The 22,923-nt window shown below is 75.1% G+C and carries 16 protein-coding genes; 5 read left to right on the forward strand and 11 right to left on the reverse strand.

Translation table 11 applies throughout. The annotated features are described in order from the left end of the window. Positions 1-66: 66 nt before the first annotated feature. The 5 genes from ACIA8N_RS19680 to ACIA8N_RS19700 form a co-directional block, all read right to left on the reverse strand. Positions 67-4,746: a hypothetical protein gene (locus tag ACIA8N_RS19680; protein WP_365783391.1), complete on the reverse strand. Its 4,680-nt coding sequence runs from the start codon at positions 4,744-4,746 to the stop codon at positions 67-69. 102 nt (positions 4,747-4,848) lie between these two features. After that, positions 4,849-5,778, reverse strand: a complete 930-nt coding sequence (locus ACIA8N_RS19685; RefSeq protein WP_365783393.1) for a hypothetical protein — start codon at positions 5,776-5,778, stop codon at positions 4,849-4,851. Next, entirely contained in the window at positions 5,775-6,368 is a 594-nt protein-coding gene (locus ACIA8N_RS19690) for a hypothetical protein (RefSeq protein WP_365783395.1), read from the reverse strand. Before ACIA8N_RS19690 ends, ACIA8N_RS19685 begins: the two co-directional genes overlap by 4 nt. Beyond that, on the reverse strand, positions 6,365-7,909 hold the full coding sequence (locus tag ACIA8N_RS19695; protein WP_365783397.1) for a hypothetical protein: 1,545 nt from the start codon (positions 7,907-7,909) through the stop codon (positions 6,365-6,367). Before ACIA8N_RS19695 ends, ACIA8N_RS19690 begins: the two co-directional genes overlap by 4 nt. A gap of 169 nt (positions 7,910-8,078) precedes the next feature. Beyond that, positions 8,079-8,780: a GntR family transcriptional regulator gene (locus tag ACIA8N_RS19700; protein ID WP_365783399.1), complete on the reverse strand. Its 702-nt coding sequence runs from the start codon at positions 8,778-8,780 to the stop codon at positions 8,079-8,081. A gap of 119 nt (positions 8,781-8,899) precedes the next feature. On the opposite strand from ACIA8N_RS19700, the gene ACIA8N_RS19705 reads away from it, so the two are divergent. The 3 genes from ACIA8N_RS19705 to ACIA8N_RS19715 all read left to right on the forward strand — a co-directional run bounded on the left by ACIA8N_RS19705 (position 8,900) and on the right by ACIA8N_RS19715 (position 11,231). Then, complete coding sequence (locus ACIA8N_RS19705) at positions 8,900-9,676, forward strand: 5-oxoprolinase subunit PxpA (protein ID WP_365783401.1); 777 nt, start codon at positions 8,900-8,902, stop codon at positions 9,674-9,676. A 62-nt stretch (positions 9,677-9,738) separates the two neighbouring features. Next, a complete protein-coding gene (locus ACIA8N_RS19710; RefSeq protein WP_365783515.1) occupies positions 9,739-10,365 on the forward strand; it encodes an allophanate hydrolase subunit 1 in 627 nt (208 codons plus the stop codon). Continuing rightward, the gene (locus ACIA8N_RS19715; RefSeq protein WP_365783403.1) at positions 10,362-11,231 is read left to right on the forward strand and encodes a biotin-dependent carboxyltransferase family protein; all 870 of its coding nucleotides are present in this window, start codon (positions 10,362-10,364) and stop codon (positions 11,229-11,231) included. Before ACIA8N_RS19710 ends, ACIA8N_RS19715 begins: the two co-directional genes overlap by 4 nt. On the opposite strand, the gene ACIA8N_RS19720 is transcribed toward ACIA8N_RS19715, so the two are convergent. From ACIA8N_RS19720 to ACIA8N_RS19745, 6 genes are all read right to left on the reverse strand, one after another. Further along, positions 11,215-14,826 carry a hydantoinase B/oxoprolinase family protein gene (locus tag ACIA8N_RS19720; RefSeq protein ID WP_365783405.1) on the reverse strand — a complete coding sequence of 1,204 codons (3,612 nt, stop codon included), beginning with the start codon at positions 14,824-14,826 and terminating at the stop codon, positions 11,215-11,217. The two genes, ACIA8N_RS19715 and ACIA8N_RS19720, sit on opposite strands and share 17 nt — an antisense overlap. Then, complete coding sequence (locus ACIA8N_RS19725; protein ID WP_399416752.1) at positions 14,823-15,641, reverse strand: SGNH/GDSL hydrolase family protein; 819 nt, start codon at positions 15,639-15,641, stop codon at positions 14,823-14,825. The genes ACIA8N_RS19720 and ACIA8N_RS19725 overlap by 4 nt, the downstream gene beginning before the upstream one ends. Before the next feature lie 206 nt (positions 15,642-15,847). Continuing rightward, the gene (locus ACIA8N_RS19730; RefSeq protein ID WP_365783409.1) at positions 15,848-17,113 is read right to left on the reverse strand and encodes a glycosyltransferase; all 1,266 of its coding nucleotides are present in this window, start codon (positions 17,111-17,113) and stop codon (positions 15,848-15,850) included. Between the two features lie 26 nt (positions 17,114-17,139). Then, positions 17,140-18,261: a glycosyltransferase family 1 protein gene (locus ACIA8N_RS19735; RefSeq protein ID WP_365783411.1), complete on the reverse strand. Its 1,122-nt coding sequence runs from the start codon at positions 18,259-18,261 to the stop codon at positions 17,140-17,142. A gap of 363 nt (positions 18,262-18,624) precedes the next feature. Continuing rightward, positions 18,625-20,040 carry a HEAT repeat domain-containing protein gene (locus tag ACIA8N_RS19740; RefSeq protein WP_365783413.1) on the reverse strand — a complete coding sequence of 472 codons (1,416 nt, stop codon included), beginning with the start codon at positions 20,038-20,040 and terminating at the stop codon, positions 18,625-18,627. 255 nt (positions 20,041-20,295) lie between these two features. Next, positions 20,296-20,688, reverse strand: coding sequence for an ankyrin repeat domain-containing protein (locus tag ACIA8N_RS19745; protein ID WP_365783415.1), 393 nt, complete (start codon positions 20,686-20,688; stop codon positions 20,296-20,298). Between the two features lie 308 nt (positions 20,689-20,996). On the opposite strand from ACIA8N_RS19745, the gene ACIA8N_RS19750 reads away from it, so the two are divergent. Both ACIA8N_RS19750 and ACIA8N_RS19755 read left to right on the forward strand, forming a co-directional pair. After that, a complete protein-coding gene (locus tag ACIA8N_RS19750; RefSeq protein WP_015032212.1) occupies positions 20,997-21,191 on the forward strand; it encodes a hypothetical protein in 195 nt (64 codons plus the stop codon). Between the two features lie 37 nt (positions 21,192-21,228). Then, positions 21,229-22,914, forward strand: a complete 1,686-nt coding sequence (locus tag ACIA8N_RS19755; protein WP_365783417.1) for a hypothetical protein — start codon at positions 21,229-21,231, stop codon at positions 22,912-22,914. Positions 22,915-22,923: the final 9 nt, after the last annotated feature.

Genomic DNA, 22,923 nt, shown 5'->3' on the forward strand with positions numbered 1-22,923 from the left:
GCCGCTCACTAGTCGTACGCGCCGGGCCGCTCTCCCGCGCCCCGGGGAGCGTTGCCCCGGGGAGCGTTACGGCGTCGGGTCGTCGCTCGGGTGGCGGCGGAACATCCGGGTCGCCGTGATCTCGCCGTGGATCGTCTCGCCCTCACCGGCGGCCGCGGCCTGCGGCAGCCCCGGACGCAGGTGCTCCTCCACGCTGATGTACTTCAGCCCGGCCCGCAGGTCGGCGTCGTTGCGCAGCCGGATCACCAGCGGGAACTCGGCCAGGGCGGTCGTGTCGAACAGGCCCGTCGTGTACAGCAGCTGGACGCCCAGCGCGTCGGACACGGCCCGCTGGAGTTCCAGGAGGTACGTGGCGTTGGCGCGGCCGATCGGGTTGTCCAGGAACAGCGTGCCCGCGTGCCGGTGCTTGTCACGGCCCCGGTCGTTGGAACGGAGCGCCGCCATCGTGCAGTACAGAGCGATGGCCGCGGTGAGCAGCTGACCGCCGGAGAAGACGTCGCCCATCTGCCCGACGGGGACCCGCTCGGCGCGCAGCACCGCGTCCGGCTTGAGGATCTCGACGGAGACGCCCTTCGGTTCGAGGGCCGCCTGCACCCCGCGCAGCAGCAGGGACATGCCGTCGCGGCGCAGGTCGGAGTTCTTCCTGACGGCGGCCTGGGTGGCCTCGTCGACGACCTCGCCGAGCCGCTCCGCGAGAGTCGCCTGGTCGGGCTCCTCGAAGCGGATCCGGAGGAACTCCTGTCCCGACCACTCCCCGAGGCCCTCGGGGAGCCGGGAGAGGCGCTGGGCGGAGCGCAGCGTCGCGAGCGAGGACTCCACGAGGCCGCGCAGCCGGTCCACGATCGAGTCGCGGTTGCGCTCCAGCTGCTCCAGTTCGTCGGTGAGGACCCGCAGCCGGGGGGCGAAGGCCTCGGCCCACTTGGCGGCGTGCTCGGGCAGCGCGGACGCAGGCAGTTCGCGGATCTGCTGGCGGGCCGGGGTGCGGACCTGCTCGTAGCGGGTGGAGTTGGCGTGCCGTACGAGGATGTCGCTCGCCTCGCGCACGGCGGCGTCCGCGGCGGACAGCTCGGCGGTGCAGCCGCGCAGCGAGCGGCGTGTCTCGGCGGCCGTCGTACGGGCCTCCTCCAGGCTGCCCGGGTACGCCTCTGCGTCGTCCTCCTCCGTGTCCGTGTGGTCGCGGAGCAGGTCCCGCAGCAGGGCCGCGGTCTCCTCGAAGCCGCCCGCCGCGTCCTCGGCGGCCCGGTGGTCGCGGAGCAGGCCGGCGTGGGCGGCGCGAGCCGCCTCAAGGGCGTCGGTGCGGGTGGCGAGTTCGGTGGTGGCGGTACGGAGCAGGGCCTGGGCCCGCTCGGCGTCGGCGGGGACGAGCTCCTCGGGCAGTTCGGTGTGCGCCTCGCCGTCCTCGGGGGCGAGCCGCTCGGCCTCGCCGCGGAGCCGGCCGAGCTTCTCGCTCGCCTCCGACGCGCGGGTCTCCAGCATCTGCACGAGGGCTTCGGCGCGGGCCGCGGCCGCCTGCCGGGACGGGCCGTCGGCGCCGTCGGTGGACTCCAGGAGCTGTTCGGCGCGGGTGCGGACCTTGTTGGTGAGACGGTCGAGCTCGGCCAGGGCGGCGGACTCGTCGCTCTCGGCGCGGGCCTGCTCGGCGCGCAGGTCGGCGCCGACGCCGACCTTCTCGTACAGCTGCGAAGCGGCCCGGTAGGCCTCGCGGAGGGTGGGGAGCGCGGCGCGGGAGGCCGGCGCGTCCCCTTCGGGGAGGGTGTCGGGGGCGCCGGCGATCTCGGCGCGCTCGGCCCGCAGGGCGCGGGCGGTGCGGTGGGCGTCGTCGGCGGAGCGCTGGGTCGCGCGGCGGTCCTCGTCGGCGGCACGGGCGCGTTCCAGACAGGTCTGGGCTCGGGCCTCCGCCTCTGCGGCGTCGTCGGCGAGTTCACGGAGCTTGGCCTGCCACGCCGACCGCTCGCGCAGCCGGAACGCCAGGCCCGCGAGGGCGTCGGCGACCCGGCGGGCCCGCTGCGCGGCCTCCTGGCGCTCGTCCCTGACCGCGGCCGCCTCGGCGGCGGTCTCGTCGGCCTCCGCGCGGGCGGCGCGGGCCTCGTCGAGGGCCGCGGCGGCGGCCTCCGCGGTCTCACGGGCGGTCGTGGCGACGGACGCGAGCTCGGCGAGCATCCCGGGCGGGCAGTCTGCGCGCCAGGCGCCGATGCGGGAGGCGAGGGAGCGGTCTCCGGCGAGGCGGGCCGCCAGGGAGCGGATCTCCTCGTCGCGGGCGGCCGCGCGGGCGCGCAGGGCGTGGCGCTCCTCGTCGGCCGCGTGCTCGTCGTGCATGGCCGGGTTCGGCGGTACGAGGAAGACGCTGAACACGCCGCTGTCGTCCGTCGGGTCCTGTGCCGGCACGGGGGCGAGCAGGGCGGCGGCGGTGCCGACGGCCACGGCGGAACGGGGCAGCAGGGCGGCGGTGCCGAGGACCTCGCGGGCGCGTCCGTACGAGACGGGGTCGGTGATCACAACACCGTCGACGAGCTCGGGGCGCGCGGCGAGGACCCGGGCGTGGTCGGCGGGGTCCACGGACTGGGCGAGGTAGCGCCAGCCGGGGAGGGCGGGGATGCCGTGCTCGCCGAGGTACTCGACGGTGGCGAGGACGTCGGGTCCCGGCGGAAGCAGGCCGCCGTCGCCGAGGGCTCCGAGGATGCGGGAGTCGTCGGCGGCGGCGGTGCGCAGTTCGAAGAGTTGGCGCTCCGCGGAGGTGACGGCCTGGTCGAGCATGCCGCGCAGGTCGTCGGCGTACCGGTCGAACTCCGTGACGGTGAGCGGCCCTTGGGGCGCGGTGCCGGTGTCCGCCCCGGGGGTCTCCTCGGTGTCGGTGCCGGCGGCCGCGGTGGCGGCCCGCTGCCCCGGGAGCGGGGAGCCGGCGGCCGGCAGGCTCAGGAGTTCGGCGAGGCGTTCCTCGCCGGCGAGGAACTCGGCGGCGCGGCGCTCCGCGTCGTAGGCGTTCCCCGCGGCCTCGGCGGCGTCCGCGGCGCGGGCGGCGGCGAGTTCGGCGCGGGACTCGGCCCCCGCGGCCTCACGCGCGCGGTCCGCGGCGGCGCGGGCGGCTTCGCGGGCCGTGTCCCAGGCGGCGACCGTCGTCTTCTCCGCGTCGCTGGCGGCCAGGGCGGCGCGGGCCGGGTCGGCGTCGGGCGCCGAGTCGTCGAGCCAGCCCGCCCGTACCGCCTCCGCGGTCTCCTGCTCGACCTCGGCGAGCCGCTGGCGCAGGTGGCCCGCCTCGCTGCGGGCGCGCTGGGCCTCGGTCGCGGCGGACGTGGCGTCGCGGTGGGCGGTCTCGCCGGCCTCCTGGAGGGCGGTGGAGCGTTCCTCCTCCTCCGCGGCGTGCCGCTCGCCCTCCTCCGCCGCGGCGGCCAGGGCGCGTACGAGGTCGGCGGCCGCCTCGGCACGGGCGGCGAGGGCCGGGGCGGCGTCCCGCTCGGCCTCGCGGATGGCGGCGGCCACGCGCGCGGAGCGGTCGCTCGCGGCGCGGTGGCGGAGCACGACCTCGGCCGCCTGCCAGGCGGAGTGCATGGTGCGGGCGTCGGTGAGCTCGCGGCGCTGGGAGGCCGCGCCCTTCTCGGCGGCGGTCAGGGCCAGGGAGGCGTGCCGGTAGGCGAGTTCGGCGGCGATGAGGGAGCTGCGCCCGCGTGCGGTCTCGGCCTCGGCGACGACGTGGGCGGCGGAGGTGACCTGCTGGGCGAGTTCGGCGCCGCGGCCGCGCTCCTCGGCGGCGCGGGCGGAGAGCCGGCGGGCCAGGGTGCGGGTGCGGCGCTCTGCCGCCGTGTGGATCTCGCGCGTGCGTGACCGGGTACCGGCGGCCTCGACGATCCTGCCGAGGAGGTCCACGGAACCGGCCGTGAACTCGCGCTCCGCGGTGAGTTCGGCGCGGCGTCCGAGCTTGTTGCCGAAGCCGCCGACGAGGTCGGCGAGGCCGTCGGTGTCCCGGGTGTCGGTGACGGCGCGCAGCAGCAGGTCGGTGAAGTCGGAGTCCTTCTTGACCGCGAAGAGGCCGGCGGCCTCGCCCTCGTCGGCGTTCATCTCGCGCTGGTAGCGGAAGAGTTCGGGGTCGAGGCCGAGTTCGCCGAGGTGCTCGTTCCAGCGGTCGTGGATCTCCTCCCAGTAGACCTCCAGGTGCGGGTACGCCTTGCCGGCCTCCGTGATCGCGTCGCGGAAGCCCTTCATGGTGCGGCGGCGGCCGGTCGCGCCCGAGGCGCCCTCGACGGGCGGCCGGACGGAGGTGGCCTCGGCGACGGGGAGGTTGTCCAGGCTGAGTCCCGGGCCGGGACGGAAGGAGTACCAGGCCTCGGCGAACTTCCGCGGATCGTGGGAGACCTGGCGGCCCCGCCACTCGCTGGCCTTGCCGACCACGACCAGTTCGCCGGTGAGGGTGTGCTGCCACTCGAGGGCCACGTGCCCGCAGTCGTCGGCGAGGAGGAACTTGCGCAGGACGCCGGAGCTGGCGCCGCCCAGGGTGTTGCGGTGACCGGGGAGCATGACCGAGAAGATCAGCTTGAGGAGGACGGACTTGCCGCCGCCGTTCTCCAGGAAGAGCACGCCCGCGGGGGCGGGGCGGCGCGGCGGTCCGACCGGTTCCTCCTCGAAGAACTCCGCCTGCGTGGGGGCGGGGTGGGGCACGGGCGCGCCGACCCCCCGCAGGTCCAGGACGGTGTCGGCGTAGCGCGCACCGGCGGGACCGATGGAGTACAGGCGGACCCGGGACAGCTCGTACATGGCGAGGGACTCTCGTGCTCTCGTGCTCTGGAAGGTCGGTGGCGCGGTGGGTCGTACGGGTTGGCTGCGCGAACCCGGTTACGGGTGGAAGGGCAGGCCTGGTTACGCGTGGAAGGGCAGGCCCGCGTCGGCCGCGAGCTCCAGGTCGTCCCCCTCGGGCGGGGGAAGGAGGGTCGCGAAGCCGTCGCTGACGGGGACGACGCCGAGTTCCAGGAGTTCGGCCATGGCGGCGGAGCCGGCCATGTCGCGGACCTGGAGCTGGTAGCGGGCCGTGGTGCGGTAGGAGCCGCCGCCCTCGTCGCCGGTGCGCTGGAGGAAGCCGGACTCGGTGAGGAAGGCGGCCGCCTTGCCGACGATGCCGGTGGTGGATCCGGCGAGCCGGCGGGCGTCCTTGGTGGCGCCGGTGGCGCTGCGGCGGGCGTAGATCCGCCAGGCGGCCTCCAGGCCGGGGGCGTCCGAGGCCGGGTCGGTGTTCTCGCCCTGCTCCTCCGCCCGCTGTTCGAGCCGCAGACACGCCTGGCGTACGAACGCGTCGACGCCGTTGACGGTGAGACGCCCGATGTACGCGTCGTCCGCGAGGTCCTCGGGCCGGGGGAAGGCCATGGCGGCGACCGCCAGATGGGCCAGGCCGTGCAGGAACCGGTCGGCGGAGTCCGTGGAGGCGCGGCGCGCGTAGTCGCCCATGCGGACGGCGAAGACCGAGTCCTCACCGGCGGTGACCGCCATCCCCGCGCGCGGGGAGACCTCCAGGACGATGAGGCCGAGACCGGTGGCCACGGCGTCGGCGAGGCGCGCGAACGCGGGGTCCTCCCGGTAGCGCCGGAGGAGTTCCCCGTACTCGGCGTCGCGTGCGGGGAGCAGCTTGGGCTGGAGCCCGAAGGAGACGAGCCGGGCCGCGTCGGAGGCGTCGGCGGGGGTGACGGCGGACGCGGCGGCGCCGGACGGTGAGGCGCCGGTCGTGGAGGCGGCCGGGGGCTGCGGGGGCTCCTGCTCGCCCCACGCGTCGGCGTACTCGGCGTGGGTTTCGCTCACGGCTGGGGCTCCTCGGTGCGGCTCTCGGTCGGTGTCGGTTCGGCGGGGGTGACGGTGCGGGGAAGGGGCAGCGGGACCGGCGTGACGGCCGCGGGGGCCGTCGTGGGGCGGTCCGGGAGGACGGGGGGTTCGTCGGTGAGCCGCACGGCGCGCACGGACGGCACTCCGCGCCGACGGGCCTGCGCGGCGCGGGACGGCGCCGGTACCGCCACGGTCCCGACGCGGGGCGGGACGCCGGACGGACGCGGGGGGCGGTCTTCGGCGTCGCCGCGTGCACCGGCGGGCGGGGCGACGGGGACGGGACGGACGCGCGGGCCGCTCTGCGGCTCAGGACCTTGGTCCGGTTCCTGTGCCGGTTCCTGGTCCGGTTCCTGTGCCGGTTCCTGGTCCGGTTCCTGGTCCGGTTCCTGTGCCGGTTCCTGATCCGGTTCGGGTCCCGGTTCCTGTGCCGGTTCCGGAACGGGGTCCAGGGTGAGGTCCGGGATGCCGACGGGATCGGGAACGGGGGCGGCGTCGGTGGTCTCGTCGGTGGGGTCGGTGAGGGGGTGGGTGAGGGGGTGGGTGACCGGAGCGGGCGGGACGAGGGTCACGACGCCTCCGACCGGTCCGCGGCCATGCCCGCCGCGTCGAGCAGGGCCGTACCGACGATGAGGTCCGCGCCCCCGAACTCGGGGTCGTCCAGCGGGGTGCCGTCGTCGACGGCGAAGAGCAGACGCTCCTCGCCCTGCCGGTAGGCCGTGCCGACCGGGGGGCTCGCCGCGTGGACGGCGAGGAGGGCGACGAGGTACGGCAGGTCGGCGTCGAGCCGGCGGGCGTCGGCGAGCAGACCGGAGAGGCGGCGCGGGGCGTCGTGCTCCAGGTCGAGCAGGCGCAGGGCGCTCGCGAGCTGCTCCTCGCTGAACCGGGAGTCGTCGGGGGTGGCGATGAGGTCGGGCTCGGGCATCTCGGCGCCGAGGTGCTCGCGCTCGACGGGCGGGGTGAGCAGCAGGTCGACGAGGTCGCCGAGGCGCACGGAGGTGGGGGTGCGCAGCCCGGTGCCGCGGGCGAAGAAGGCGTCGGTGACCCTGGCGGCCTGTTCGACGGGGAGCGGCAGGGTGGGGGCGACGAGCTGTCCGTACAGGTCGAGCCCGGTGTACGCGGTGGGGGCGGCGAAGGCCTGCCGGTCCTGCTCGGCGCGGAAGAGGGGGCCGGCGTCGAGCAGGCGGGACTGGAGCTGGGTGTGACGCCGGATGCAGTCCTTCACTATGTCGACGAGCTCGGCGGCGCGCCGCTTGTGCTCGGCCGTCTTGGCGTCGGACGCGGCCTCGGCCTCGTCGCGGGCCTTGCGGATGTTGGTGAGGATCGCGTTCTCGTGGCGATAGCGGTCGGCGACGTGGTCGAGGGCCTCGGCGATCATGTCCGGCACCGCGTTGAGCCAGTCCACCGCGCGTACGTTGCGCCGGGTGGCCTCCAGGGTCCTGCGGAGGCTCTCGGCGTACTGCACGGTCCGGTAGCGCGCCTGCTCGGCGGCGAGCTGGGCGTCGGCGAGGCGGCCCCGGTTGATGAGGACCTCCAGCTTCACCTCGGCGGCGATCTGGGCGCTGGTGACGTCGGTGTCGAGCGCTCCGACGAGGACGTTGACCGCTTCGTCGGTGGTGCGGAGGTAGACGCCGCCGCCGTATCCCGGGACCTCTTCGATGAGCTTGAAGTCGTAGTCCCTGCGGACGTAGACGCCGTCGGACCCGAAGGTGCCGTAGACGGCGCGGAAGCCGCGGTCGACGCTGCCGACGTTGATCAGGTTCTCCAGGACCCAGCGGGCCACGCGCTCGTGTTCGGCGGCGGGGCGGGTGGGTGCCTGGGCGGCGACGCGGGGCAGCAGGCGGGCGACGATCTGCTCGTGGTCGGCGCCGGTGTCGAAGTCCATGTTCAGTGTGATGAGGTCGATCGCGGCGAGGGCGACCTCGGCCATCGCGTAGACCGTGTACTCGCCCGCCAGGTTCGCCTTGCGCGCGTCGAGGTCGTGCAGTGGGGCGGTGCACGCGAGCGCGCGGAGGCGCCGCGCGAGCCCTTCGTCGGCGGCCGGACCCTGCGCGGGCCGCGGCCCCGCGCTGAGCTGGGGCGGAGCGAGGTCCGTCGAGGCAGGCGAAGTCACGGTGCACAGATTAGGTCCTCGAACTGACAACGGTCGAAACGGCGCAGATGCGACCGGGCTCCGGGAGGGCGCACGGCCGCTCCGCGGGAGGTCCGTCAGCCGCTTCCCGAGTGGGCCGTCTGTCGCTCCGCTCGTGGGCTGTCGGTCACTCCCCCCGGCGCCCTGGAGGTCAGTCCGCGGGGGTGTCCACGGCCCTCGCGTAGGCGGCGGAGAGCCGGGTGAGGGAGTCGTCGAGGTAGCGGGCGAGGAGCCTTTCGGCCATGGCCCGCTCGCCGGCCCGCAGGGCGTCGAGGATCTCCCGGTTCCGGGCCAGGTACGGCTCGTGCAGGGTGCGGGGGTCGTCGACGACGTGGAACGCGAGGCGGAGTTCGGCGAGGACGCCCCGCATCAGTTCGTCGGTGCGGGCACTGCCCGCGAGGGCGACGAGCTCCCGGTGGAAGTGGATGTTGGCCGTGGAGACGCCCTTCCAGTCGCCCGCACGCGCCGCGGTGTCGCCCTCCGCCACAGCGGCAGTGAGCTCGTCGAGGGCGTAGGGGGGCTGTCCGAGGCCGCGCACGACGGCGCACTCGACGAGGCGCCGGATGCGGTGGATGTCGGCCACGTCCTCGACGTCGAGCACGCGGACGAAGACCCCGCGGTTGAGTTCGTGCACGAGGAGCCGCTCGTGGGTGAGGAGCCGGAAGGCCTCGCGCAGCGTGTTGCGGGACACGCCGAGCGCGCCGCCGATGCCTTCCTCGGAGAGCCGGGTACCGGGCGGGAAATAGCCCTCCGCGATCCGGTCACGGAGGATGTCGGCGACGCGTTCCGCCGTGCTGGTGCGCCCGAGGAGCAGCCGGTCGGCGGTCAGGTCCCCGTTCTCGCTCGCTGCCACGACGCTCCCTCTCCCGTTCGCGCCCCCTGCGGGCTCACGATCATCTTGTCGGATCGTTCAACGATCCTCTACCTTGACGGCACCGTACGGTACCCCTCCCTCCTGCCTACGAGGTGCAGATGCGCACGTCCCCCGACCAGGTCCCGATCGACCTCAACGCCGATCTCGGCGAGGGCTTCGGCCGCTGGACGCTCACCGACGACGAACAGCTCCTGTCCGTCGTGACCAGCGCCAACGTCGCCTGCGGCTTCCACGCGGGAGACGCGGCCACCATGCGGCGGGTGTGCGAGCTCGCCGCCGAGCGCGGGGTACGGATCGGCGCCCAGGTCTCGTACCGCGACCTGGCCGGCTTCGGGCGGCGCTCGATGGACGTCCCGGCAGCGGAGCTGGCCGCCGAGGTGGCGTACCAGATCGGCGCCCTCGAGGTCTTCGCACGCGCGGCGGGCGCGCGCGTGGCGTACGTGAAGCCGCACGGGGCGCTCTACAACCGGGTGGTCCGGGACGAGGAGCAGGCGGCGGCGGTGGTCGAGGGAGTGCTGCTCGCCGACCGCACACTGCCGGTCCTCGGCCTGCCCGGTTCGCGGCTGCACGAGGCGGCGACGAAGGAGGGGCTGCCGGTGGTGCCGGAGGCCTTCGGCGACCGGGCCTACCGGGCTGACGGCTCCCTGGTGCCGCGCGGGGAGGCGGGAGCGGTCGTCAGCGACCCGGCGGCGGTGGTGGAACGTTCCGTGGCCATGGCCCGGTTCGGGGTGGTCACGGCGCACTGCGGCAGTTCCGTGGCGGTGCGGCCGCGGTCGCTCTGCCTGCACGGCGACACTCCGGGCGCGGTGGACCTCGCCCGGCGGGTCAGGGAGCGCCTCGAGGCCTCCGGGGTGAAGGTCGAGGCCTTCGCGTGAGACACGCCCGACGTACGGACGGAACCGCGGGGCCTGTCGTGAAAGCCGTCGGCACGCGCGCGATGCGGGTGGGCGAGCGGGCGGTCCTGGTGGAGCTGGCCGGGGGCGAGGAGACGGAGGCGTTCCACGCCGAACTGCTGCGGCGGCGGGCGGCAGGCACCCTCCCCGCCGTACGCGAGATCGTGCCGGCGGCACGCACGGTGCTCCTCGACGGGGTGGCGGACCCGGACCGGCTGGCGGCCGAGCTGCCCGGCTGGGAGGTGGGGCCACTTCCCGCGCGCGTGGGTGCGGCGGTCGGGATACCGGTCCGGTACGACGGGCCCGACCTCGCGGAGGTCGCCGCGCTGTGGGGGGTCTCCGTCGAGGCCGCGGTACGGATCCACACGGCCGCCGAGTTCCGGGTCGCCTTCTGCGGGTTCGCGCCCGGCTTCGGCTATCTGACGGGACTCGACGAGCGGTACGGGGTGCCGCGTCGGGCCACTCCGCGTACCGCCGTGCCGGCCGGATCGGTCGCCCTGGCGGGCCCGTACACGGGCGTGTACCCGCGCTCCTCGCCCGGTGGCTGGCAGTTGATCGGCACGACGGACACGGTGCTCTGGGACACCGGCGGGGAACCGGCCGCGCTGCTCGCTCCGGGCACCCGGGTCCGGTTCACCGAGGCGGGCGCCACGAGGGAGGGCGGGCGATGAGCGACCGGGCCGTCGCCGTGGTCAGGGCCGGGGCGCTGACCACCGTGCAGGACCTGGGACGAACCGGCCACGCGCATCTCGGGGTGCCCCGCTCGGGCGCCCTCGACCCGGCGGCCGTACGGCTCGTGAACCGGCTCGTGGGCAACCCCGGGACGGCGGCCGTCCTGGAGACCACCGTCAACGGCTGCGCCGTGCGGACCCGTTGCGCGGTGACCGTCGCCGTGGGCGGCGCGCCCTGCCCGGTCCGGGTGGACGGACGCCCGGCCGCCTGGGGAACCGCGGTCCGCGTGGCCGCCGGGTCGGTCCTGGAGATCGGCGCCGCCGTGCGCGGGGTACGCGCCTACGTGGCCTTCGGCGGCGGGATCGACGTCGATCCGGTGCTCGGCAGCCGCTCCACCGATCTGCTGTCCGGGCTTGGTCCGGCGCCGCTGGCGGACGAGATGGTCCTGCCGCTAGGACAGCCCGCGGACACGGCCGCGAAGGGATGCGTCGACGCGCCGCCTTGGCCGGGCCCGCCGGACGAACTGGTGCTGCGCCTCCGGCTCGGTCCCCGTGAGGACTGGTTCACCGCCGCGGCGCTCCGCACCCTGGCCACGCGCGCGTACCGCGTGTCCCCGGCGAGCAACCGCATCGGGCTGCGCCTCGAAGGTCCGGCCCTCGAACGGGCCCTGCCGGGCGAGCTGGCGAGCGAGGGCATGGTCCTCGGCGCGGTCCAGGTGCCGCCGGACGGACGGCCCGTGGTGTTCCTGGCGGACCACCCGACGACGGGGGGCTATCCGGTGGTCGGGGTGGTAAGGGAGGCCGATCTGGGCGCCGTGGCGCAGGTGGTGCCGGGGACGCCGGTGCGGTTCACGCCGGTGCGCTGAGGCCGTCCGCCGGCGCACCGTAGCCTCCGCCGCCGGGGGTGCGCAGAACCAGGACGTCGCCGGGTCCCACCTCAGTGGTGTCGGCGCCCGCGAGGCGCTCGACGGTGCCGTCGGCGCGTTCCACGAGGTTCTCGCCGAGGGCTCCCGGCCCGCCGCCCGCCATGCCGTACGGGGGCACGCGCCGATGACCGGTGAGGAGGGCCACCGTCATCGGCTCCAGGAAGCGGATGCGGCGCTCCACGCCCTGGCCGCCGTGCCATCGGCCGCGCCCGCCGCTGTCCTCCCGTACCGCGAAGGCGTCGATCCTGACCGGATGCCGCCACTCCAGGATCTCGGGGTCGGTGAGCCGGGAGTTGGTCATGTGGGTCTGGACGGCGTCGGCGCCATCGAAGCCGTTTCCCGCGCCCGAGCCGCTGGCGACGGTCTCGTAGTACTGCACGCGCGCGTTGCCGAAGGTGACGTTGTTCATGGTGCCGGAGCCCTCGGCCTGGACTCCCAGGGCCGCGTAGAGGGCGCCGGTGACGGCCTGTGAGGTCTCGACGTTCCCCGCGACGGTGGCGGCCGGGTGTTCGGGCGCGAGCATGGAGCCGGGCGGGACGCGGATCTCCAGGGGTTCGAGACAGCCGCTGTTGAGCGGGATGTCCTCGTCGACAAGGGTCCTGAAGACGTAGAGGACGGCGGCCATGACGACGGCCGTGGGCGCGTTCGCGTTGCCGGGCAGCTGCGGGGAGGTACCGGCGAAGTCGAGGACGGCGGAGCGCCGTTCGCGGTCGACGCGGACCGCGACCTGGATCACCGCGCCGCCGTCGGTCTCGTAGCGGTACGCGCCGTCGTGCAGCCGCGCGACGATGCGGCGCACGGACTCCTCTGCGTTGGCCCGGACGTGCCGCATGTAGGCCTGGACGACGTCGAGTCCGAACTCGTCTACGGTTCTGCGCAGTTCCTCGATGCCCTTCTCGTTGGCGGCGATCTGGGCGCGCAGGTCGGCGAGGTTGGTGTCCGGGTCGCGGGAGGGGTGACGGGCGCCGGTGAGCAGGGCCCTCGTCTCGGCCTCGCGCAGCCGCCCGTCCCGTACGAGCAGCCAGTTGTCGAAGAGGACGCCCTCCTCGTCGACGGTCCGGCTGAAGGCGGGCATGGAGCCGGGGGTGATGCCGCCGATCTCGGCGTGGTGGCCGCGCGAGGCGACGAGGAAACGGAGCTCGTCGCCCGTGTCGCTGAAAACCGGGGTCACCACCGTGACGTCGGGCAGATGGGTACCGCCGTGGTAAGGGTCGTTGATCGCGTACACGTCCCCGGGGCGCAGGTCGCGCCCGCGCCGCCGCAGGACCTCCTTGATGGACTCGCCCATGGAGCCGAGGTGGACGGGGATGTGGGGCGCGTTGGCGATGAGGTTGCCCTCGGAGTCGAAGAGCGCGCAGGAGAAGTCGAGGCGTTCCTTGATGTTGACGGACTGGGCGGTGTTCTCCAGGCGTACGCCCATCTGCTCGGCGATGGCCATGAAGAGGTTGTTGAAGACCTCCAGGAGGACGGGGTCGACGTCCGTGCCGGCGGCCACGCGCGCGGGGCGTGGCGCGACGCGGTGCAGGACAAGGTGTCCTCCCTCGGAGGCGGTGGCCCGCCAGCCGCTGTCGACGACGGTCGTGGCGTCGGCCTCCGCGAGGATCGCGGGCCCTTCGACGGTGTCTCCGGGCCGCAGGTCCTCACGCCGGTGGAGCGGGGCGTCGTGAGGTGTGCCGGCGCTGTGCAGGCGGACGGTGGCCCGGGGGGTGAGGGGTCCGGTCCGCTCCCCCGCGCCGACGAGGACGGGGCCGTGGGGTCCGGCGCGGCCGACGGCCTCCACGGACACGGCCTCGACCACGAGCGGCTTGTCCAGGGTGAAGGCGTACCGCGCCCGGTGGACGGCCGTGAACGCCGCGCGCATCGACGCGGCGGGGGCGAGATCGACCTGGAGGCTCGCGTCCGTGCCCGCATACCGCAGGAGTACGCGCGCGTACGTGGTGATCACCTCGTCCGGCAGGCCGTCCGCGCGCAGCTCCGCGCGGGTGTGCCGGGCGAGTTCGGCGCAGAGGGCCGTCACGCGCGCGTGGGTGCCGGGGGCGTCGAGCTCCGCCTCCACGGACCGCTCCCGCATGGCGGTGGCGTCGGCGAGCCCGATGCCGTAGGCGGAGAGGACCCCGGCCAGCGGGGGTACGAGCACGGTGTCGACGCCCAGGGCGTCGGCGACGGCGCAGGCGTGCTGGCCGCCCGCGCCGCCGAAGCTGGTGAGGGCGTACCGGGTGATGTCGTGGCCGCGCTGGACGGAGATCTTCTTGACGGCGTTGGCCATGTCGAGGACGGCGATCTCCAGGAAGCCCGCGGCGACCTCCTCGGGGGTGCGGCCGCCGCCGACCTCCTCGGCGAGGGCGGCGAACCGTGCCCGTACGACGTCGGCGTCCAGGGGCCGGTCGCCGGTCTCGCCGAACACGGCGGGGAAGTGGGCGGGCTGGACCCGGCCGAGCAGGACGTTGGCGTCGGTGATCGTGAGCGGTCCGCCCCTGCGGTAGCAGGCGGGTCCGGGGACGGCGCCCGCCGAGTCGGGGCCCACGCGGTAGCGGCGGCCGTCGTAGTGGAGGACGGATCCGCCGCCCGCGGCGACGGTGTGGATGCTCATCATCGGTGCCCGCATCCGTACCCCGGCGACCTGTGTACCGAGTTCACGCTCGAATGCGCCGGCGTAGTGCGACACATCGGTGGAGGTGCCGCCCATGTCGAAGCCGATGACCCGGTCGTGTCCCGCCTGCGCGGAGGTGCGCGCCATGCCGACGACGCCGCCGGCCGGACCTGAGAGGACGGCGTCCTTGCCCCGGAAGTGGGCCGCCTCGCGCAGTCCGCCGTTGGACTGCATGAACATGAGGCGGATGCCCGCGAGTTCGCTGGCGACCTCGTCGACGTACCGGCGCAGGATCGGCGAGAGATAGGCGTCGACGACGGTGGTGTCGCCGCGCGGGACGAGCTTGATGAGCGGGCTGACCTCGTGCGAGCAGCTGACCTGGGTGAAGCCGGCGTCACGGGCGAGCGCCCCGGTCCTGGCCTCGTGGGCCGGGTGACGGTAGCCGTGCATGAGGACGACGGCGGCGGAGCGGAATCCGTCGCGGTGGGCGGCGGCGAGCTCCTCGGCGACGGCGGTCTCGTCCAGGGACCGGACGATGTGACCGTGGGCGTCGACCCGCTCGGGGACCTCGATCACGCGCGCGTACACCGCTTCGGGGAGGACCACGCGGCGGTCGAAGAGCCGGGGCCGGTTCTGGTAGGCGATGCGGAGCGCGTCGCGGAACCCCTCGGTGACGAGGAGGACAGTCGGTTCGCCGCGCCGCTCCAGGAGGGCGTTGGTGGCGACGGTGGTGCCCATCTTGACGACGGCGATCCGGTCGGCGGGGACGGGCTCTCCGGGGCCGAGGCCGAGGAGGAGACGGATCCCGGCGACGGCGGCGTCCTGATTGCGCGCGGGGTCGTGGGAGAGCAGCTTGCGGGTGACGAGCCGGCCGTCGGGCCGTCTGCCGACGATGTCGGTGAAGGTGCCGCCCCGGTCGATCCAGAACTCCCAGCGCCCGTTCATCTCCCCATTGTGGCCGCGAGCGCCGCGGCGAGGGCGTCGTCCGCGCGCGCGTCGAGGGGTGCCGGGCCGCTGCCGTCGGCCCAGTGGCGCAGCTCGGCACCGGCGAGCAGGAGGAGCTGCGGGAGCAGGTCGCGGCTGCGGCGGAGGAGCCATCCGGTGCCGGCGGTGGCGAGCCGGAGCGCGGCCTCGGCGCGGCCTGGAGGCGGCTGGGCGGGTTCCCGGGCGGGCGGCGCGCCGCGGGCGAGTCCCCGCTCCGTGAGGAGGCGGTGGAAACCCTCGGCGACGGCCCGGTGGCCGCGCTCACCCGGGTGGAGCCGGTCGGCGCTCCACAGGGTGCGGTCCTCGGTCCAGGCGGCGTCCGCGAGGTGCAGATGGACGGCCCGGTACCGGGCGGAGAGGGCGTGCACGACGGCGTTGACGGACCGCTGGCGGCGGCCGAGCGGACGCGCCAGCGGCGGTGGCAGGCCGAGCATGCGGCCGGGGTCGGGCAGGCAGGCGGTGAGGAGTACGGCTCCGGCCGCGTCGAGGTCGGCGCAGACGCGGTCCAGGTGGCGGGCGAGACGGGCGATGTCGAAGGTGCGGCGCAGGGTGTCGTTGACCCCGACGACGACGGAGGCGAGGTGCGGCTCGAAGGCGAGGGCGCGGGGGGCCTGCCGCTCGGCGACGTCCCCGCTGACGGCCCCGCTGACGGCCAGGTTCAGGAACGTGGTCTCCTGACCGTCGGCCGGGAGCCCGGCGGCGAGCAGCCGGGCCCATCCCCGCCAAACGCCGTCCACCCGGTCCCCGACGCCCTCGCTGAGCGAGTCCCCGAGCACGACGAAGCGGACGGCGCCGACGGCGGCGTCCGGATTCGAGTCGGCGGCACCTGGACCCGGACGCTGGCGGGGCGCCGGGCCGGGGCGTGGCACGAAAGAAGGCGCGGGGCCGGGCCGTTGCGCGGGTACGGGCCGTTGCGCGGGTACGGGCCGTTGCGCGGGTACGGGTCTCGCCGCCGCGGCGGCGACCGTGACCGGGTCCTGTGTCACCGGCGGGCCTCCTCGCTCCGGCGCGGCTCCGGTACAGGGAGGGCGTCATGGGCGGCGAGGAAGGCGGTGACGGAACGCTCCCAGGTGAAGTGCTCCGCACGCGCGCGTGCCGCATGCCTGCGGGCGGCCTCCGGCGCCGCGAGCAGACCCCGGACGGCGGACGCGAAGGCTCCAGGGGTGTCCACGGCCGAGGCCCCTGCCGTGCCGACGACCTCGGGGAGGGCGGAGGAGGCGCTGACGACGACCGGGGTCCCGCAGGCGAGGGCCTCAAGGGCGGAGAGGCCGAACGTTTCCGCGGGCCCGGGCGCCAGGCACACGTCGGCCGCCGCCTGGAGATCGGCCAGGGCCTCCGGGTCGGCGAGGTGCCCGACGAACCGCACCGGCAGCCGCCGCTCCCGCGCCCGCCGCTCCAGGGCGCCGCGCAGCGGCCCGTCACCCGCGACCACGAGGGCGGCGGCGATCCCCGCCTCCCGCAGTTCCGCGAGGGCTTCCAGGGCCCTACCGGGCCGCTTCTCCACGGAGAGGCGCGAGCAGAGCAGGAGCAGCACCCGCTCCCCGTCGGCGTACCGGGCCCGCAGCACGGTGCTGCGGCGGCCGGGCCTGCGGTGGTCGAGGTCGACGCCGAGCGGAGCCCGTACGACGTTGCGCGCCCCGATGCGTACGAACTCCCGCTCCGCCCACTCCGTCGTGCAGACGATCCGCCCGAACGCCCACGCCGTACGGCGGTTGAGCCGGTCCGCCGCGCGGGCCGCCACGGCGGGCGGCACGCCCCAGGTGCGCAGGACGCCGTCGGCGGTCTCGTGGGAGACCATCACCGAGGGCACCCGGGCGCGGCGCGCCCACTCCCCCGTCCACCGCAGGGTCGTACGGTCCGAGACCTCGATCCGGTCGGGGGCCAGTTCGTCGAGGAGGCGGCGCACCCGGCGCCGGTCGGCGAGGACCCGGTAGCCGCCGGTGCCGGGCAGCACGGGACCGGGGAGGGTGACGACCCGGCCCTGGGCGGTGTGGTGGTCGCTCTCGACTTCACCGGGGACGACGAGGACCGGTTCGTGTCCGGTCGCGAGGTAGCCGCGGCCGAGCTGGTCGAGGGCGGTCCGCAGGCCGCCGGAGGTGGGGGTCACGAAGTTCGCGAGCCGCACGATCCGCAGCCCGCCGCCCCGCACGCGGCCGACACCGGCGCCACTGATGCCGCCGACGCCGTCGCCGCTGTTACCGACGCCACCGACGCCGACACCGACGCCGCTGATGCCGTCCCCGCTCATGACGTCCCCTCTCATGCCTTCCCCGCTCATGCCGCCACCGCCGTCCGCTCGCGAAGAACCTCCAGGTAGTGGCCGATCAGCTCGTCCCCGAGGACCTCCCAGGTACGGCCCTCGACGGCCGTCCGCCCCGCACCGCCGTACGCCGCGCGCAGCTCCGGTGCGGCGGCGAGCATGCCGACCGCCTCGCGCAGCGCCTCGGGGTCTCCCGGGGGTACGAGCAACCCGGTGCGCCCGTGATCGACGAGGTCCAGGGGTCCGCCCGCGGCCGGGGCGATCACCGGGACTCCGCTCGCCATGGCCTCCTGGACGGTCTGGCAGAAGGTCTCGAACGGGCCTGTGTGGGCGAACACGTCGAGCGAGGCGAAGACGCGGGCGAGGTCGGTGCCGGTGCGGCGGCCCAGGAAGCGGGCGCCGGGCAGCGCGGTGCGCAGCGCGGGCCCGCTCGGCCCGTCGCCGACGACCACCACCCGTACGCCCGGGAGTTCTCCCGCTCCGGAGAGCAGGTCCACGCGCTTCTCGGGGGCGAGGCGGCCCACGTAGCCGACGAGGAGTTCGCCGTCGGGGGCGAGTTCCCGGCGCAGTCCGGCGTCCCGGAGTTCCGGGCGGAAGCGGGTGGTGTCCACTCCTCGCCCCCAGAGCCGGATGCGGCCTATGCCGTGGGCCTCCAGGTCGCGGACGGCGGCGGAGGAGGGGGCGAGGGTGCGGTCGGCCGCTCCGTGGACGGCGCGCAGGCGCCGCCAGGCGGCGCCCTCGCCGGTTCCCACGTAGGTCCGGGCGTAGCCGGCGAGGTCGGTCTGATAGACGGCGACGGCGGGGATGCCGAGCCGGGCGGCGGCCGTCATGCCGCGGACCCCGAGGACGAAAGGTCCCGCGAGGTGGACGAGGTCGGCGTGGTGGGCGGCGATGGCCGCCGCGACGCGGCGGCTGGGCAGGGCCACCCGTACCTGCGGATAGCCGGGCAGGGGGAGGGAGGGCACCCGGACGACGGCGCAGGGGGCGTCGGCGTCCGCGGCCTGGTCGGCGACGGCGGGGGCGATGACGAGCGGGGTGTGCCCCCGCCGGACGAGGTGGCGCGCGGTCTGCAGGGCGCAGTGCGCCACACCGTTGACGTCGGGAGGGAAGGATTCGGTGACGATGACGACACGCATACGGGTGTTGTCGCCGCGCTCGGCGTGTCCCTGCCAACGTCGATCTGGACGGGGAGGGAACGTCCCATGAGCGTTTCGGGCGGAGTCCTCCCGGTAGCCCGGCAGCGGGGTGTACGCGGCCGCTTGGGCCGGCCCCGGTGTACGCGGGCGCGTAAGCCGAGCCGGGATCCACGCGTGCGCGTGCGTCCCGCGAGCGCCCGGTTCGCCGGCGACCGGACGCCCCGGCGCCCGACCGTGAGGCTCCGGGGCGGGGCCTCGCCCGGCGGGGTCTCCGCCGTGGGCCGCGCCGCCCCGGAGCCGGGTGACGGGGGTGACCGGTGTCGGTGACCGGCTTACCGGTGACCGGCCTACAGGTGACCGGGGTCAGACCTGGAGGTCCGGTCCTATCCGGTTGCGTACCGCGGTCTGGACCTCGACCTCCTCGGCCGGGTCGGCCGCGAGGCGGCGGAGCCGGTCGGCGACCCGTACGTCCCCGGTCTCGGCGTGCTGGGCCGCGACCTCGCGGGTGGTCTCCTCGCAGTCCCAGAGGCACTCGACGGCGAAGCCGACCGCGAAGGTGGGGTCGGTGGCGGCGAGGGCGCGGGCCACGCGCCCGCGGAGCTGGGAGGAGGCCGTCTCGCGGTAGACGTGGCGCAGCACGGGGGCCGCGCAGGCGATGCCGAGGCGTCCGGCGCCGTCGACGAGCCCGGCCAGGACGGGGGCGTCGGGGCCTTCGGAGCGGACGGTGTCACGGAGAGCGCCGAGGACGGAGGGGGAGTCCTGGGCGGTTCCGCGACAGGCGAGCACCTCGGCGGCGGCGGCGCCGAGCGCGTCGGTCCTGCGGACCCACGCACGGGCGCGTGCGACGGCGTCCTCGCCGCACATGCGCCGGTAGGCGGCGATGGCGGCTTCGGCGACCTCGCCGGAGTCGCCGTCGGCGGCGGCCTCGACGAGGTCGAGGACGGCGGGGTCCCGTGACTCGGCGAGGTGGTGCAGGGCGGCGCCCCGGGCGCCCACGGCGCCGTGCCGGGCGGCGGCGAGGAGTTCGGGCCGGTCCTCGGGTCCCGCGACGGCGGTCAGGCAGCGGGCGGCGGGCCCGTAGAGGACGGCTCCGCGCTCGTAGCCCTCCTGCGCCCAGTCGAGGACGGCCCGCACGCTCCAGCCGGGCCGGGGCCCGGCGGGGCGCATCTGGCGCTGCCAGCGGTCGAAGGAGCCCTGTTCCTGGGCGGCCCTGACCCGGGGGCCGACGGTGTCGCGCCGGTCCTCGGCCCACAGGCGCCACGGGCGGGGCTCGAAGGCGTCCCGCACGACGCGGGCGAGTTCGGCCTCGCCCTCCGCGTCGGCCGGGAAGCGGGCCAGCACGGGGACGGCGAGCGCGCGCAGGCCGGCGTCGTCGTCGCGGAGGGCCAGCTCGTCCAGGGCCCAGGCCCAGTTCGTGCCGGTCGCCGCGTAGCGGCGGAGCAGGAGCAGGGCGTCCGCGCGTCCGTAGGAGGCCAGGTGCCCGAGGACGGCGAGGGCGAGCCCGGTGCGGGACTCCTCGGTGTCGAGGTGGTCCTCGGCGCCGAACAGGTGCGCCTCGATCTCGTCGAGACCGCCGTGGAGGTCCAGGTAGAGACGGGCGTAGTAGAGGGAGCGGTTCTCGACCTGCCAGTCGTGGCGTGGGTCGTCGAGGACGCAGTGGTTGAGGGCCGCGAGGGCCTCGGCGCGTGGCGCGGCGAGCGCGTGCAGGGTGCCGTCGCCGCGGCCCCGCTGCAGCAGGCCGAGCAGGGTGCCGCTCGGCGCTATGACTGGATCGAACATGGGAAGACGCCTCACATCAAGCTGTCGACACGACCGGGGGATTCCGGGGTGACCCGGGTCAGGCTGTACATCGCTGTACGCCTAGGCCGTGCGGCAACATGTCGGGCCGCCCGTCGTCCTGCGCTTGCCAGTGACCATCTTCCTCTGCCTCTCGTCGGTGGCCCGTTTTGCCGGGCCCGACGTCATGATGACCCACCCATTTCGCCACCGCGACCACATTTACGGCGCCGCTCTCACCTGGGGTTCAGCGCCCGTTCACCGGGTTCCGAAGAGTTCGAGGAGTTCGGCCTTGCCGAACATCCGGGCGGTGTCGACAGCGGACGGAGTCCCGGCTTCCGGATTTGCCCCGCCGTCGAGGAGCGCGCGGATCACGGCGTCCTCGCCCTTGAAGACCGCCCCGGCGAGCGGGGTCTGCCCGCGGTCGTTGGCGCGGTCGGCGTCGGCACCGCGCGCGAGGAGGGCGGAAACCGCGGCGGCGTGACCGTGGTAGGCGGCGAGCATGACGAGCGAGTCGCCCTTCTCGTTGGTGAGGTTCGCCGGGACGCCCGCGTCGAGGTAGGCGGCCAGGGTGTCGGCGTCCCCGGTGCGCGCGAGGTCGAAGACCTTGGACGCCAGCTCGATGACCTCGGGGTCCGGAGTCTCGCTCATCGGGTGGGACCGCCCTTCTCCTGCGTTGTCGTCCTGTGCACGGCAAGCGGGGCCGTACGAGTGAATCGACAGGGTACTGCCCGTTCGGTGACATGACCTCGCCCGACCGAGGCAAAGATCACGGCAGCCCGCACTCGGCCGCCCCTCTAGCGCACGCCGGGCATTTCGCCACCCGACAGTCCGTTCGACGTCCGCCGGTCAAGTGAAATAGCCCGTTTTTCACTCGAATGAACCTTTAGTCACATAGATACTTGCGGTGAACTTGGAAGGACTCATGGTGACTGTCCCCTCAACCAGGAGAACACCAAATGATCCTGTCCATCTCAGGCGTGGTCCTGCTCGGCATCATCTGCTTCCTGTTCTTCAAGAAGGACGGGATGAAGGCCTCGCACGCCCTCGTCAGCGCGCTGTTCGGCTTCTACCTCGCGGGCACGGCCATCGCCCCGAGCATCACGGCGGGCGGGCAGAGCCTCGCCGGCCTCCTGGGCGGGATCAAGTTCTGACGCCCCTCCGTCCCTTCCACCACCTCAGGAGTACTTCGTGGCCCGGCGACCACTCCCCCGCATTCTGAGCAGCGGCAGCGCACAGATCGCTCGTAGTCGAGAGATCGCGCGCACGGCCGCCGACAGCGCCACCGACGTGCTCCATCCGCTGATCACGGTCTCCCGTGGTCTGCGGAAGCTGGCCGCGACCGCGCGCGCCAAGTGGGCCGCGACCCCCAAGGAGCGGCGTGGCCCCACGCTGTTCCTGGTCGCGGCCTGCGTCCTGGTCGTCGTCCTCATGCCGTACGGGCCGCTCCTCGCGCTCGTCACGCTGATGGGCGCCGCCGCGTGGAAGGGACGCGAGCGTCCGGTCGTCAGGACCGGTCCCGACGACGCGGAGATCGCCCGGCTCAAGGGGCTGTACGAGGCCCTCGTGCCGTACTTCTCCGTGCCCGACGACCCCTCTCCGCTCTTCGCCCACGGCGGCGACTGGGGCGGCGCCTTCGCGGAGTACGCCTTCGACGACGACGGGCGGCTCACCCGGCTGAAGATCGCCTATCCCCCCTACTTCACCGACGGCGAACCCGACGCACGCGCGCGTATCGAGCACCTGCTGCACGCCAAGTCGGGGCGCGGCCGCGAGTACCGCTTCGACTGGGACGAGGAGGGCAACCGGCTCGTCATGAGCGTGCTGCCCGCCCTGCCCACCACCATCGCCGCCCAGCGCTTCGTCACCGTGCCGGGCGAGACCGTGCTCGGCTTCACCGACGCGGACGCCGTGCAGCGGACCGTGCCCGTGGTCGCGGCGGACGGTACGGAGGACGCCCCTGCCGTGGTCTGGCGCACCGGCCCCCGCTCCACCGAGCCGCATCTGCTGGTCGTCGGCCAGCCGGGCAGCGGCGCCACCTCCCTGCTGCGCTCGATCGCACTCCAGGCCCTCCCCCACGGCGACGTGCTGATCGTCGAGGGCGGCGGCACCGGCGAGTACGCCTGCCTGACCGGCCGGGACGGCGTCCTGGCCGTCGAGTGCGGGCTCTCCGGCTCCCTGGCCAGCCTCGAATGGGCGGCGCACGAGACGGAGCGGCGCCTGATCGCCGCCAACCGGGCCCGGCAGGCCGGCCACCCGGCGCCCGAGGACACCCGGCGGCCGCTGTGGATCCTGGTCGACCGCCCGAGCATCCTCGGCCACCTCGCCGCCGCCGACGGCCGCGGTGACCCGCAGGAGCTGCTCCAGGTGCCGCTGCGGCACGGGCGCGCCGCCCAGGTCACGGTGGTGGTCGCCGAGCAGTTCGACAGCGCGGACACGCTGAGCGAGGCAGTACGGAGCCACACCAGGGCGCGGATCGTGCTGGGCCCGGCCACTCCGGAGCAGATCGCGGCCGTCCTCGGCACCGAGCCGCACACCACGCCGACGCCCCAGGTCCCGGCGGGCCGCGGCTACGCGCGCCTGGGGAGCGGACCGGTCCTGCGCCTGCAGGTACCGGCGACGCCCGACCCGTACGACGACGCGACGAGCGAGACGCACCGGCAGGCGGTCCTGGACCTCCTGCCGGAGCGCCGTACGGCGACGCCCGCCACAGCCGCGACGCTCACCACAGCGGCGACGCTCACGACGGCGACGGTCGCCCCCGCCGCCGCCGTCGAGAAGGCCGTCGCATCGGCCCCCGATCCGGCCCCGGCGCCACGCGCCCAGCCGGACCCGGGCCCGGCGCCCCTGCACGCCCCGGTGCCCGCCGAGGGCTGAGCGCCACGC

The sequence above is a fragment of the Streptomyces sp. NPDC051822 genome, assembly GCF_044452745.1.
Taxonomy (GTDB): Bacteria; Actinomycetota; Actinomycetes; order Streptomycetales; family Streptomycetaceae; genus Streptomyces.